The 13,448-nt window shown below is 61.8% G+C and carries 16 protein-coding genes; 10 read left to right on the plus strand and 6 right to left on the minus strand.

Annotated elements, in window-relative coordinates; all coding sequences use genetic code 11:
• A partial coding sequence (locus Q1A32_RS23515; RefSeq protein WP_299658319.1) for a formate/nitrite transporter family protein occupies positions 1–658 on the plus strand: 658 nt, incomplete at its 5' end.
• An 85-nt stretch (positions 659–743) separates the two neighbouring features.
• Here the strand turns inward: Q1A32_RS23515 and Q1A32_RS23520 are convergent.
• Positions 744–893 (minus strand): hypothetical protein, encoded by a 150-nt coding sequence (locus tag Q1A32_RS23520; protein ID WP_299658321.1) that lies wholly within the window; start codon positions 891–893, stop codon positions 744–746.
• 11 nt (positions 894–904) lie between these two features.
• The gene (locus Q1A32_RS23525; RefSeq protein WP_299658323.1) at positions 905–1,072 is read right to left on the minus strand and encodes a hypothetical protein; all 168 of its coding nucleotides are present in this window, start codon (positions 1,070–1,072) and stop codon (positions 905–907) included.
• A 214-nt stretch (positions 1,073–1,286) separates the two neighbouring features.
• Between Q1A32_RS23525 and Q1A32_RS23530 the strand changes: the two genes are divergently transcribed.
• A complete protein-coding gene (locus Q1A32_RS23530; RefSeq protein ID WP_299658325.1) occupies positions 1,287–2,651 on the plus strand; it encodes an MATE family efflux transporter in 1,365 nt (454 codons plus the stop codon).
• 4 nt (positions 2,652–2,655) lie between these two features.
• On the opposite strand, the gene Q1A32_RS23535 is transcribed toward Q1A32_RS23530, so the two are convergent.
• The 3 genes from Q1A32_RS23535 to Q1A32_RS23545 form a co-directional block, all read right to left on the minus strand.
• On the minus strand, positions 2,656–3,618 hold the full coding sequence (locus Q1A32_RS23535) for a DNA topoisomerase IB (RefSeq protein WP_299658327.1): 963 nt from the start codon (positions 3,616–3,618) through the stop codon (positions 2,656–2,658).
• 124 nt (positions 3,619–3,742) lie between these two features.
• On the minus strand, positions 3,743–4,255 hold the full coding sequence (locus tag Q1A32_RS23540; protein ID WP_299658329.1) for an RES family NAD+ phosphorylase: 513 nt from the start codon (positions 4,253–4,255) through the stop codon (positions 3,743–3,745).
• A complete protein-coding gene (locus tag Q1A32_RS23545; protein WP_299616327.1) occupies positions 4,255–4,605 on the minus strand; it encodes an MbcA/ParS/Xre antitoxin family protein in 351 nt (116 codons plus the stop codon). The genes Q1A32_RS23540 and Q1A32_RS23545 overlap by 1 nt, the downstream gene beginning before the upstream one ends.
• Before the next feature lie 180 nt (positions 4,606–4,785).
• Here Q1A32_RS23545 and Q1A32_RS23550 point away from each other — a divergent pair, with 180 nt between their 5' ends.
• Genes Q1A32_RS23550 through Q1A32_RS23565 form a run of 4 tightly spaced genes read left to right on the plus strand, consistent with a single transcriptional unit; the run spans position 4,786 to position 7,445 of the window.
• Positions 4,786–5,226 (plus strand): hypothetical protein, encoded by a 441-nt coding sequence (locus tag Q1A32_RS23550; protein ID WP_299658331.1) that lies wholly within the window; start codon positions 4,786–4,788, stop codon positions 5,224–5,226.
• Positions 5,226–5,618, plus strand: coding sequence for a phage holin family protein (locus Q1A32_RS23555; protein WP_299658333.1), 393 nt, complete (start codon positions 5,226–5,228; stop codon positions 5,616–5,618). Before Q1A32_RS23550 ends, Q1A32_RS23555 begins: the two co-directional genes overlap by 1 nt.
• Positions 5,608–6,411, plus strand: a complete 804-nt coding sequence (locus tag Q1A32_RS23560; RefSeq protein ID WP_299658335.1) for a hypothetical protein — start codon at positions 5,608–5,610, stop codon at positions 6,409–6,411. The genes Q1A32_RS23555 and Q1A32_RS23560 overlap by 11 nt, the downstream gene beginning before the upstream one ends.
• Positions 6,412–6,446: 35 nt before the next feature.
• Positions 6,447–7,445 (plus strand): AI-2E family transporter, encoded by a 999-nt coding sequence (locus Q1A32_RS23565; RefSeq protein ID WP_299658337.1) that lies wholly within the window; start codon positions 6,447–6,449, stop codon positions 7,443–7,445.
• A 13-nt stretch (positions 7,446–7,458) separates the two neighbouring features.
• Here Q1A32_RS23565 and Q1A32_RS23570 read toward each other — a convergent pair whose 3' ends face one another.
• A complete protein-coding gene (locus tag Q1A32_RS23570) occupies positions 7,459–8,943 on the minus strand; it encodes an inorganic phosphate transporter (protein WP_299616316.1) in 1,485 nt (494 codons plus the stop codon).
• 292 nt (positions 8,944–9,235) lie between these two features.
• On the opposite strand from Q1A32_RS23570, the gene ugpB reads away from it, so the two are divergent.
• The 4 genes from ugpB (at position 9,236) to Q1A32_RS23590 (ending at position 13,431) form a co-directional block, all read left to right on the plus strand.
• Entirely contained in the window at positions 9,236–10,549 is a 1,314-nt protein-coding gene (ugpB, locus tag Q1A32_RS23575; protein ID WP_299658339.1) for a sn-glycerol-3-phosphate ABC transporter substrate-binding protein UgpB, read from the plus strand.
• Between the two features lie 63 nt (positions 10,550–10,612).
• Positions 10,613–11,494, plus strand: a complete 882-nt coding sequence (ugpA, locus tag Q1A32_RS23580) for a sn-glycerol-3-phosphate ABC transporter permease UgpA (protein ID WP_299616310.1) — start codon at positions 10,613–10,615, stop codon at positions 11,492–11,494.
• Between the two features lie 20 nt (positions 11,495–11,514).
• Positions 11,515–12,351 carry a sn-glycerol-3-phosphate ABC transporter permease UgpE gene (gene ugpE / locus Q1A32_RS23585; RefSeq protein ID WP_299658381.1) on the plus strand — a complete coding sequence of 279 codons (837 nt, stop codon included), beginning with the start codon at positions 11,515–11,517 and terminating at the stop codon, positions 12,349–12,351.
• A 3-nt stretch (positions 12,352–12,354) separates the two neighbouring features.
• Entirely contained in the window at positions 12,355–13,431 is a 1,077-nt protein-coding gene (locus Q1A32_RS23590) for an ABC transporter ATP-binding protein (RefSeq protein WP_299658341.1), read from the plus strand.
• Positions 13,432–13,448 lie beyond the last annotated feature (17 nt).

The following is a 13,448-nucleotide window of genomic DNA, read 5'->3' on the forward strand; positions in this document are numbered from 1 at the left end:
GATCTCGTTCTCGGTGCTGGGCGAGGCGCTGTTGCGCGCGTGGCTGCCCGATGCGGAATGGCGTTATATCGTCGAGAATATGGGATACACATTTGGCTTCATGCTGGTGATCCTTGGCCGCATGCAGCTGTTCACCGAAAACACGATCACCACGGTCGCCCCCGTTCTGGTCAGCGGCAAGCCCGGCAATTTCATGCGGATGATCGAATTGTGGGCGATTGTGCTGGGGGCCAATGTGATCGGCGCGTTCATCGTGGCGGGCTTTCTGGCCTATGCTCCGGTCCTTGCCCCCGACATTGCTAGCGCCTTTGCCGAGCTCAGCCGCCATGCAACCGGAATGCCGGCGATGGAAGGAATGATGCGCGGCATTCCGGCAGGCGTGCTGATCGCCGCCCTTGTGTGGATGCTGCCCACAGCCAAGGGCAACGAAGTGCTGCTGATCTTCCTGTTCACATGGTTGATTGCCTTGGGTGACTTTACCCACATCGTCGCGGGGTCGGTCGAGATGGCCTATCTGCTGGTGCAGGGCGAGCTGGGCCTGATCCAGGCGGTGTTCAGCTTCTTCCTGCCCGTACTGGCGGGCAACGTGATCGGCGGGACCGTCATCTTTACGCTGTTGGCATGGGCACAGATTCAGCCCGAGGTGGAGCCGAAGTAAGCGCCATCCATCCACAAAAAAACCCACAAAAAAACGCCGCAGCCTTGAACAGGCTGCGGCGTTTTTTGTTTGGATGATCACCTGATCAGTGGTCGGGCGCGTCCTTGGCCAGTGTGGACTTGGGCGCATCGTCATTGTGCATGCGCTGTTTGACTTGTCGGCGGCTGGTGATTGCGAATGCAATGACAGCGGCGGCCGTCACGCCAAACAGGATCGCGAGAAAGGGAATGTCCATGTGATGTGCCCTTATTCAGTTGCGACAGCAGGCGTCGCCACGTCTGGCGCGTCATTGTCGGGTGCGATGGGTGCCAGCATGATGAAGGCGAGGATGGCGACAACGACAAGGCCCATGCCGATCAGGGCAGGGCGGTGATTTTTGGATTGCCGTTCAAGGTTTGTATCGGGTGCAGACATCTGCGGTCTCCTTTGTAATGGCGTCTCACAGCATCAACGCGCCAGAGGCGTATCTGTTCCGACAGGGGGTTATGTCCGACAGGATGTGGAACCATACCTCGCGTGGCTGAGTTCCAGCTGAGGTGGCCGCGCACACTGAACGCGCCGTCCTCTACATCAACGTGTTCACGTGCCGTGGGCCTGTTTCATTCCCTGACCCAAGCCGGAGCATGCCATGGCCGACCGTAACCTGACCGAAGGACCTGTCTGGAAGGCGCTGACCGTCGTGTCCGGTCCCATGATGTTCGGTATTCTCGCCGTGCTGAGCGTGGGTCTGGCAGATGCGTATTTTCTGGGTCAGCTGGGGTCCGCCCCCCTGGCAGCCGTCGGATTTGTGTATCCGGTAACAGCCGCCATCACCTCGCTTGCCATCGGCCTGTCGGCAGGGGCGAATGCTGTCATTTCGCAGGCCCTCGGACGCGATGAGGATCAGGTCAAGCTGCAACGCATGGCCTTGCATGCAACGGCCCTTGGCATCGCGTTGGCCGTGGTGGGCGCCATCATCTTTGCCCTGACCGCCGAAGGGTTGTTCAGCGTGATGGGTGCGGGGGAGAATGCGTTGACAGAGGCGATGAAATACGCGCCGATCTGGGCGATGTCCTTTCCGTTCCTTGTGGGCTTCATGGTTCTGAATGCCGTGTTCCGTGCCCATGGGGATGGGGCCGCGTCTGCTGCAATCATGATCCTGTCGGCGATCTTTGCCATCGGCCTGAACCCCGTGTTGATCTTTGGCTGGGGCCCGATCGGAGAGATGGGGACCGCAGGTGCCGCCCTTGCCACGTTGATCGGGCGCGTCGTGGGCGTCGGGGCGGCAGCGATATACGCCGTGCGGCGTGGGTATCTGTCGCTGTGCGCGAACCCGTTCACCGACCTTGGCGCATCTGTTCGGGACATCGTGACCGTGGGTGCACCGGCCGCGTTTTCCAATGCGATCAACCCGGCCGGGATGGCATTGGTCACCGCAGCCGTGGCCACATTGGGAGAGGCGGCCGTCGCGGGCTTCGGTGCTGCGACGCGCGTGCAATCCGTGGCCCTTGTGCCCCTGTTGGCGCTATCCGCGGGCATTGGCCCCGTCGTGGGCCAGAACTGGGGGGCGGACATGCAGGACCGCGCGCGGGGTGCAGTGGCTGCGGCGTGGATCATCTGCCTGGGCTATGGTCTGGCCGCCGGTGCCGTCCTTGCGATCTGGGCGGAACCCATGGCCACCTTCTTTGCATCCGAAGGCTCCGAAGCCGTGGGCTTTGCCACTGATTACCTGCGCGTGGTCGGATGGAGCCTGTTTGGCTACGGCATGTTGGTGACGGCCAATGCGGCGATGAATGCGCGGTCCAAGCCGCTTTATTCCATGGGGTTGAGCCTGGGGCGCATCACGGCGATCTACGTGCCCGGCGCGTGGCTTGGCGTGTCGCTGTTCGGATACGCTGGCATCCTTGGGGCAGCAGTGGCTGCCAATGTGCTGGTCGTGGCCGCAGGGCTCTGGTGCCTGGGCCGGACTGGTTTGGCACCCATCGACCGCAAGCTGCAAGTCGCACCGGCCTGAGCCGTTATTCCAGAAAGCGCAGCAATGCGGCTTCGTTCTGGTGCAGCTCCGACGGGCCATCATCGCTGAGTTGTTGTGCTTCTGCTGCGCCCGTCTCTGTCAGCGCGATCACGTCCGGATGGATGTAGCTGGTGCGCGCAATCGCGGGCGTGTTGTGCAGACGATCCGAGGCCGCCGTCGTCATATCGATGATCTGGACATCCGGCCCCTTGTCGCGCGCTGCACTGAAGGCGGCGAGGGTGCCGATCCACGTGCGCAACGTCTTGGGCGTCATGTCCGTGTCGGTGATCTGTGACAGGGCGTCCTGCAAATGCTCTGCCCTCAAGGGAACAAAGCTGCCATCCGCTGCTTGGTAGTCAAACAGGCGCGGGCCGGGCAGGTCGGCGGACTTGTGCAAAACGCGCGCCAACCGCGCGCCCGTCAGATGCTTTTCGACCTTCTTGCCCCCTTTGGCAGTGTATCGCAGGACGATATTTGCGCCGTCAGCATCAAGATGCTGTTCCTCAAGCGTCAAGGCGCCGAACGTGCCATTGGCTGCCGTGTAGGCAAGGTTGCCGGGCCGCAGGGCACCTCGGTCGATCAGCGCCAGCGCTGCTGCAATGGCCGTGTGTTGCGCGCCCGGCTCCCCCTTCAGGTTCTGGGTGATCCAGCGGCGCAGGCGGGGCAGGGCGGTGCCGATCTGCGCCAACGTGTCGAACTTGGTGAGGTCGCGCATGGCCGTCCAATCAGGGTGATAGCGGTACTGCTTGCGCCCCTGATCATCGCGGCCCGTGGCAAGCAGATGCGCATTGGGGATCGGGGCCATCCACACATCCCTGTAGGCAGGCGGCACGGCAAGAGAGGCCAACCTGTCCCGTTCCCCCCTGTCCGCGATACGGGTTCCGTCAGCCGTAAAGTACGAAAACCCGCGCCCATGCGGTCGGCGCGCGATGCCCGGATTGCTGTCGGGGTAATAGACAAGTGCCAAACTGCGCGTCCTGCTGCTGTGACTGAGATGCAGGTCAAACGCTTTGATCGCAGGTCTGGTTCCGCCTCTATGGGTGTAGTCCGGATTGCGCAGAGGTGATGCTGATGAGGGCTGCGGGCCAGTCTCACATCCGCTCAAGGCGGCTGTCATCATCAATGACGCGCAGCGATGCGGTGTCATCTGACCAGCGCCACAGCACGAGGTTCAGATTTTGGGGTCCCATTCCACGCGCATAGCTGCGGACCAGCACGCCGGCATAGCCTTGATCGCCAAGGGTCTGTGCAAAGGCGTGCGTGCGCACCGGTTGTTCTGCCAGCATCGTCGACCGCCAGCCCGGATCGGCAAGGTCACTGTGCGACACCCCGAATTCCGTCAGCGCTTGCGTGTCGCGGGTGTCAAAGACCGGGCCAATGTCGGCCTGATAGGCGACCAGCACCGTGGGCTGCAGATCACCGACCTGATTGGCCTCGCGCAGCGCAGTTGCGGGGCTGAGCGCGGTGTAGAGGGCGGGCATTCCCACCGGATTGAACCGACCGCCATAGCGTTCTGCGCCACGTCCGGACAGCGGGTCACGGGCGTATACGGGGTTGAGGGCCCGGTAGAGCAGGCCGCGAAACCGCTGATCTTTCAGGGGCATCAGGCGTAAACGCCAGCGTCCACGGCATCAATATATTCCATGACCTGCTGCGCCTTGCCATCCCTGACCAGCTGCATGGCCGTGCGCCCGTCGAAGCCTGACAACGGCTCGGACCGGAACCACGCATAGGCGATCAGGTCAGAGCCAAAGCGCGGTTGCACCTTGTTCAGAACCTCGACCAATTCGCGCAGACGTTTTTGCGTCTTGGCCGAAGTGATGCGTGTGCGCCGCTGGACGGCATCCTTGCTGAGCCCAACGGTCTGCCCGACCTCTTCCGACGAGGTGCGCAACGCGGCTGCGATTGTCCGCGGCTCGAACAGACCGTTTTCGGAAAACTTGGCGAGTTGCATATGCCTTACCTTCAGCTATTTTCACGCAATATAGCGTTATATGGACTGATATTCAAGAGCACTGCACAACCGTTGACCTGATTTAACCCGGCCATGTCGGGAACAAAGCGCGCGGTCCTTCGTTGGCTCTTCGATTGGACACAGCGCCAGATGCTCACTTTTTAAAAGGAGATCACCGAAATGACCGACCGTTCGCGCACACTCGACGCCGAGACGATCAAATCGAAAGCCGCCGAGGCCGGACAGCAAGCCGCTGACTCGTTGAAGTCCGCCGCTGAACAGCAAGTGGGGGATGCCACCGACACGGCTGCCGCGCGTGTGGAAAACGTGGCCCAGGCGACATCGGCTGCCCGCAGCGAATTGCCAGCGGACAGCCCGGTTGACCCCCTTCTTGGGCAAGCCGTCGATGCATTGGGCCAAGTGGCCGAGCATCTGCGCCATGCCGATATTCAAAGCCTGACCCGTGACGTGGGCGACTACGCCAAGCGTCATCCGGTTCTGGCCCTTGGTGGTGCGGCCCTTGTGGGCTTTGCAGCGGCCCGGTTCCTGAAAGCGGGCACACCCCCGGACCGCAAGGCACTGGCCGGTGACCCATGGGCAGGCCACGAGGAGCGGTCGTAATGCAGAGCCAACCGACACCTTTGGCGCATCTTGGCACGGCCACAGCGCATTTGCGCGGCCTGCTGGCCAGCGAATGGCGCCTCGCCCGGATCGAGATTTCGCGCAACCTGAAGGCGGCGCGCACCGGGATCATTCTGGCAGCGATTGGGATCGGCGGCGCTTTGTGCGCCATGTTCGCGCTGACGGGCGCCTTGTTTCTTGGCCTTGGTGCCCTTGGACTGGACCCGTGGATTGCGGCGCTTGCAACAGCCGCGGCCCTGGGGGTGATTGCCACGCTCTGCCTGTGGATCGGTCTGACCAGATTGTCGCCCGAGGCCATCGCCCCGACAGAAACAGTGGCCCATGCCGCAGAAACACTTCGGTTAGTGACGGAGAACACCAATGTCTCATGATGCAAAACAGATTGAAAAAGCCAATGCCGACGCCCACCGCGAAGGTCTGGCCGACGCGCTGAGCGCGCTTCTGAGCACCCGCCTGCCCGATCATCTGGGGCGTGCAGCCACCGGGCAGCTGTCCGACACGGCCCGCATGGTCGTCGACAAGGGCATGAGCGGCGTGCGCGCCAATCCGGCGGGCGTTGCCCTGATCGGAACGGGTCTGGCCATGTTGTTCATGGCCCGCAACCAGCCGCAGTCACAGACTGAGGCGCGACCCACAGCGGCCACCCCCCTCTCGGGCGAAGCGGATGAGCGCATTGCCAAGGCCGATGAGCGGATCAAGCAACAGGCCCGCATTCAGGCAGACAAGGTCGATGTGGGACCGGGCCGTGCGCAGGCATTGCGGATGAAACTGGACGCAGGCCTCGACAAGTTGGGACCGGATGCGCGCGCCCGTGTGCGTGCTGCCCGACTGAAAGCTGTGTCCGCGCAGGAAGGGTTGGAACGCCACGCGGCCCGCTGGACTGAAACCGCACGGGCCACCCATGAAGACAGACCGTGGATGACCGTTCTGGCAATGGCCGGTATCGGGGCCGTCGTGGGCGCGTTGCTGCCGGGGACCCGCCGCGAATCCGAGCTGATGGGCGCCAAGCGCGACCAGCTGATGCGCGAGGCCGAACGGGCGCTGCGGGACGAAATCTCTGCCCTTGAGACGCGCGGCAAAGCGGCCGTCAACCAAGGCATGAGCGCTGTGCGCGACGAATTGGACGCAGCGGTCAACACCGACGGCGCACGCGCAACCGGATGATTGGCAGGGCCTCGCTTCGGTTGGGATCACAACAGGTGCAGGCCATTTGCGTGGCTTGCATCGCCATTATTCTGGTGATCGGCGGACTGAAGTGGGGCCAGCCTATCATTGCGCCCGTCCTTCTTGGCGTGACCCTTGCCGTGGTGATCGGCCCCGCAGCCCGCGCGATGGAGCGTTTGGGCTGCCCGCGCGTTGTAGGCGCGTTGTTCGGCCTTGTTGTTGCGGTGATTGCCATCGCGGCTGTCGCCTTGTGGGCTGGGCCGATCCTTGTGGATCTGTTGAACGCACTGCCACGGCTGTCAGATGCGGTAAGGGACTGGATTGCGGATCTGACGATTGCCTTGCGCGGGTTGGAAGACCTCGAAGGGCAAATTGCCGAAAGTGGCGAAGAGGCGGTGGAGCAGGCGATGCCAAGCGTGATCGACGCGCTGTGGCTTGCACCGAACATGATGGCCCAAGCGCTGATCACAATTGGCACGCTGTTTTTCTTTCTGCTGACGCGCGATGAGATTTATCAATGGGCCGGGCGCGGATTTGCGGACCGTCTGGCGACGGCTGACCGCGCCGTGTCGCACTATTTCATCACAATCGGGATCGTAAACGCCTGCCTTGGAGTGGCCGTTGCCGTTGTGCTGTCCCTTCTGGGCATTCCGGATCCGATGATCTGGGGGGCAGCCGCGTTCCTGTTGAACTTCGTTCTGTACCTGGGCCCCGCCATCATGGTTCTGTCGCTTCTTGTTGCAGGCAGCATGCAGTTTTCGGGGCTCATGATCCTGGCAGCACCCGCCGCCTACATGTGCCTGAACATGATCGAAGCGCAGTTCGTCACACCATCTTTTGTCGGCCAACGCTTTGCGCTGAACCCGCTTGCCGTGTTTCTGGCCATTGTGTTTGGCCTGTGGCTGTGGGGGCCCGTGGGCGGTATCCTTGCCCTTCCCGTGCTGGTCTGGGCCGTTGTCCTGAGCAAGGCGTGCATGATGTCCGAGGAGGGCAGCGCACCATCGGCCACCGTCAAACCAGTCAAAGCCGCCTGAGCGGCGTCTGAAACTAGCCCATCACCCCCGTGATCAGGAAGAAGATCAACGCCGACAAGGTGGCCGCCGCCGGCACCGTGATCACCCATGCCGCAATGATTGTCATGAAATGCGACCGGCGCACCAGTTTGCGGCGGCGCCGTTCCTCCGGTGCATAGCTGATGCGATTTGGCATTTGCAGCCGAGCATTGCGGATGCGGCGCTCTGCGTCCCACTCCCGGAAAAATCCGACGCCAAAGACACCACCCACAGCAATGTGGGTCGAGCTGACAGGCAACCCGAGCCAGCTGGCGACAATGACGGTGATGGCTGCCGACAACGCCACACAATAGGCGCGCATCGGGTTCAGCTTGGTGATCTGGCCGCCCACCATGCGGATCAGCTTGGGGCCGAACAGGAACAGGCCGAACGAGATGCCGAACGCGCCAATCACCATGACCCAGAACGGGATGCTGACCGCATCGGTGAAACTGCCCGATTGTGAGGCCTGCACGATGGCCGCAAGCGGGCCAACGGCGTTCGCCACATCATTGGCCCCATGCGCAAAGCTGAGCAGGGCGGCAGACACCACGAGGGGGATGCCGAACAACACCTTCAGCGACTTGTTGCGGTTCTCCAGCCCTTTGGACTGTTTGGCAATCGCCGGGATCATCACGAGCCAGACAATTGCCCCGATCGCAGCCCCGATCATCAGGGCGGTGGGCAGATCGATCTTGATGATCTTCTTGAGCCCCTTGAGGGCCAGGTAAGACGCAAAGGCCCCGGCCATGATGCCCACAAGGATCGGCACCCACGTGCGGGCGGCGGCGATCTTGTCCTCGCGGTAGATGATGCGCGACTTGATCAGCCACAGGAACCCGGCAGCGATGAGGCCCCCCAGAACCGGAGAGATCACCCAGCTGGCGGCAATCGCGCTCATGGTCGACCAGTTGACGGCCGCGAACCCTGCCGCTGCAATGCCTGCCCCCATCACGCCACCTACAACGGAATGCGTTGTCGACACGGGTGCGCCAACCCAGGTTGCCAGATTGACCCATAATGCCGCAGACAGAAGCGCCGCCATCATCGCCCAGATAAAGACAGAGGCCGTGCGCATGCTTTCGGGGTCGATGATGCCCTTGGCAATGGTCGATACCACGTCACCCCCGGCGATCAGCGCGCCGGCGCTTTCGAACACCACTGCGATGGCGATGGCACCGCCCATGGTCAACGCGTTGGCGCCCACCGCCGGACCCATGTTGTTGGCCACGTCATTGGCGCCGATATTCAGCGCCATGTAGGCCCCGAGGCAGGCCGCCACCACAACGATGAACGTGTTGTTGGCCTGCCCAAAAAACAGCAAGGCGGCAATACCCGCCAACGCGACAAACACCAACGAAATGCCCGGTCCAACCATGGGTCGCGCCAGATAACCGGTCGCCGTTTCGAGGTTGGAAAACCGCGCAAGGTCGCGATCCAAAGTATCAAGATGGCGTGGATCGCCCTGTTGGTCTGTCATGTCTGTCGCCCCCCGAATTTGGAAGCGTCTGTAACGCTGTCTCGATCCATAAATCAATCACGCAATGCGGTGCGGCGCAGATTGTGTTTTGGCATGGTGCAGGCCGTGCCGAATGTGCCGATGTTTCCCATCGCAAAACCGGTGCCCTGGCCGCCTTGCGCTGTCCGGGATCAGTGCCCGTTTGACGTCGTCTTGTATTCTCCCTCCGCGGGTGTATCGTTGTGGAGTTGTTACAAAGATGCGCGATCGTCGCGTCATGCAACGCGCACCATTCCGGTGCCAGGGAGGAACCATGAAAAAGACACTGCTCGGCGTTCTCGCCGCATCCACCGCTTTGCTGTCACCACTGGCCGCGTCCGCTGAAACCGAAGTGCAATTCTGGCACGCGTTCACGGGTCGCCTGGGCGAGTTGGTCAAGGCGCAGGTAGAAGAATTCAACGCAAGCCAGGACGAATACACCGTCGTCGAAAGCCACAAAGGCAACTATTCCGAGACGTTAAATGCCGGTATCGCCGCGTTCCGCGCGGGCGAACAGCCGCATATCCTGATGGTGTTCGAAGTGGGCACCGCAACCATGATGGCCGCCGGTGGCGCGATCAAGCCCGTGCACGAAGTCATGGCCGAAAGCGGCGCGGCCTTTGATCCCGACGCCTATATCGGTGCCGTCAAAGGGTACTACACCTCGACCGATGGTCAGATGCTGTCGCTGCCCTTCAATTCGTCGACGCCCGTTCTGTGGGTGAACCGCGACGCGATGGAAGCGGCTGGCGTTGATCCCGACACGGACCTGTCCACATGGCAGAACGTGGGCGAGACGCTGGATGCGCTGAAAGCGGGCGGTGAGGAATGTGGCCTTGTCACGGCATGGCAAAGCTGGATCCACCTCGAAAACTTCTCGGCCTACCATGACGTGCCGTTTGCGAGCCAGGACAACGGCTTTGCCGGTCTGGATACCGAGTTGATGCTGAACGGCCCCGCACAGGTGGCACACCTGACTGCCATGGGTGAGTGGGCCGCGGACGGCAAGTTCATCTATACCGGTCGCCGCAACGAAGGTGGTGCAAACTTCCGCGCGGGTGAGTGCGCGCTCTTTACCGAAAGCTCTGCCGGGTATGCGGGCATCAGCTCGGAAGCGGAGTTCGACTTCGACGTGCGCCCGCTGCCCTATTGGGATGGTGTCGGCAACAGCCCGCAAAACACCATCATCGGTGGCGCTTCGCTGTGGGTCATGGAAGGGCACGAGGCCGAGGAATACAAGGGCGTGGGTGAGTTCCTGAGCTTCCTGTCCACCTCGGACGTGCAGGCATCGTGGCACCAGAACACCGGCTATCTGCCCATCACGGCAGAGGCGGGCGTCGCCACGCGCGAGGCGGGTTTCTATGAACAGAACCCCGGCACGGACATCGCTGTGATCCAGATGACGGCCAAGGAACCGACGGCGAATTCCAAAGGTCTGCGCCTTGGATCCTTCGACCAGATCCGCGGTATCATCGATGAAGAGCTGGAAGCCATCTGGGCGGGCGACAAGTCCGCGCAAGAGGCGATGGACAGCGCCAAGGAACGCGGCGACGCGCTTCTGCGCCGGTTCGAGACAGCCAACAAGTAAGCAAACGCACAAGGGCAGGCCCCATCCGGGCCTGCCTGTTTCGAGACAAAGGGGGGCACCGGCTTGGAAAAACGCGTCACGTTTCGCGGATGGCTTTTGCCCGCCTTGCTCATTGCGCCGCAGGTCCTGATCTCGGCTGTATTTTTCTTTTACCCGGCGGGGCAGGCGATCTGGCAATCGCTGTTCATCCCTGACCCGTTTGGCCTGTCCTCGCAATTCGTGGGCTTGGGCAACTTCGAGTTTCTGCTGGGCGACAAATTCTACCGCACGTCCTTTGTGACGACGGCGGTGTTTTCGATCCTTGTGACCCTTTGTTCGATGATCCCCGCGCTGTTCCTTGCCGTGATCGCGGATCGGTTGATCAAGGGATCGGGCGTCTACCGGACACTTCTGATCTGGCCCTATGCCGTGGCCCCTGCGGTCGCAGGCGTGCTGTGGCTCTTCATGTTCAACACGCGCGTGGGCGTGGTGTCGTGGTATCTGGGCAATCTCGGCTATGATTGGAACCACGTGCTGAACGGAGGCGAGGCGATGGGCCTTGTGGTCGTGGCCTCCGCCTGGGGTCGCATCAGCTACAACTTCCTGTTCTTCTTTGCCGCCCTTCAAGCCGTGCCGCGGTCCGTGATCGAAGCCGCAGCTATCGACGGCGCGCGCTTCTGGAAACGGTTCTGGACCATCGTGCTGCCGCTTTTGTCGCCCACCACCTTCTTCCTGCTGGTCGTGAATGTGGTCTATTCGTTCTTTGAAACCTTCGGCGTGATCCACACGATCACTGCTGGCGGGCCACAGCAATCGACGACGATCCTTGTCTACAAGGTGTTCTCGGACGGGTTTGTGGGTCAGGACCTTGGGTCGTCTTCGGCCCAATCGGTCATCCTTTTGATCGTGGTCGGCCTGCTGACCATCATCCAGTTCAAGTTCATCGAAAAGCGGGTGCACTACTGATGGCGAACGAAGTGCATGGCATGGTGGAAAAGCGCGGCTCGGGCCTGTGGCTGACGCATGTGTTCATGATCCTTGGTGTGCTGGTGATCTTCTTTCCGATCTGGCTGGCCTTCGTCGCCTCGACCGTGAGCCAGCCCGAGATCGTGCGCCCGCCCATGCCGCTGCTGCCCGGCGATCGGTTCTGGGAAAACTACTCGGCGGCGCTGTTTTCGGGCGTGAATGTGCCGGTGTCGACGATGCTGGTGAACAGCCTCGTGATGGCCATCGGCATCGCGGTGGGCAAGATCATCATCTCGCTGCTCTCGGCCTTTGCCATCGTCTATTTCCGCTTTCCGGGGCGCAATATCTTCTTCTGGATGATCTTTCTGACGCTGATGCTGCCGGTTGAGGTGCGGATCGTGCCGACCTACGAAGTGGTCGCGGGTTTTGGCATGCTCAACAGCTATAGCGGGCTGATCTTTCCGCTGATCGCGTCGGCCACGGCCACGTTCCTATTCCGCCAGTTCTTCCTCACCATCCCGGATGAGCTGGCCGAGGCGGCGCGTGTCGATGGCGCCAGCCCCATGCGGTTCTTCTGGGATATCGTGGTGCCGATGAGCCGGACAAACGTGGCAGCCCTGTTCGTGATCCTGTTCATCTATGGCTGGAACCAGTACCTGTGGCCGCTTTTGATCACGACAGATCCCGAAATGAACACCATCGTCATGGGCATCAAACAGATGTTCCCGTCAGGCGATGATGTGGCCGATTGGCCGGTTATCATGGCCACTTCGATCCTTGCGATGATCCCGCCGGTGATTGTCGTGGTCGGCATGCAACGGCTGTTTATCCGCGGCCTTGTGGACAGCGAGAAATAGAATATGGCGACAGTCACCCTGAACGACGTCAAGAAAAGCTTTGGCCCCACGGACGTGATCCACGGGATCAGCACCGACATCGCGGATGGCGAATTTATCGTCATCGTGGGCCCGTCGGGCTGCGGGAAGTCGACGCTGCTGCGCATGGTGGCGGGACTGGAAACGGTGTCGTCGGGGGACGTGATGATTGGTGGCACCCGCGCCAATGACCTCGAACCGATGGATCGCGACATCGCGATGGTGTTCCAGAACTACGCCCTCTATCCCCACATGTCGGTGCGCCAGAACATGGGCTACGGCCTGAAGATCGCCAAGCTGCCCAAGGAACAGATCGAGGCGAAGGTGGTCGAGGCCGCCAAGCTTTTGCAGCTGGAGGCGTTGCTGGATCGCAAGCCCAAGCAGCTGTCGGGCGGCCAACGCCAGCGCGTTGCCATGGGCCGTGCGATTGTCCGCGAACCTGCCGTGTTCCTGTTTGACGAGCCACTGTCGAACCTTGATGCCAAGCTGCGCGTGCAGATGCGGCTCGAGATCAAGGAACTGCAATCGAAGCTGGGCATCACCTCGCTCTATGTGACCCACGATCAGGTCGAAGCAATGACCATGGCCGACCGGATGATCGTAATGAATGGCGGCATTGCGGAACAGATCGGCACGCCGCTTGAAGTGTACGAAACCCCGCGCACGCTCTTTGCGGCGCAGTTCATCGGCAGCCCGGCGATGAACGTTGTCGATGCGCAAGTGGTCGAGGGCAAAGTGCTGTTGGGCGGCACCCCTGTGGCTGATGCCGTCGGTGAAAACGGGCCGGTCAAGCTGGGCGTCCGGCCCGAGCATTTGACACAAGACGCCGATGGACCGCTTGAGGTCACGGTGCAAGTGACCGAACCGCTGGGGGCCAACACGCTGTTTCACGGCAAGCTCGCAGGGGCCACTGGCGACTTTACAGCCAGCCTGCCGGGCGTACACACGCTGCAAGGACAGGGCAGCCAGATGCGGTTTTCCATTCAGCCCGGCCAGGCGCATCTTTTTGATGCGGACACCGGTCTACGCCGGCAGGCAAAGCCTGCACTGGCCGCGGTCTGACGGCAGCTGTCGGTTGG

Origin of the sequence: uncultured Tateyamaria sp., from assembly GCF_947503415.1 — a bacterium.
In the GTDB taxonomy this organism is placed as follows: domain Bacteria; phylum Pseudomonadota; class Alphaproteobacteria; order Rhodobacterales; family Rhodobacteraceae; genus Tateyamaria.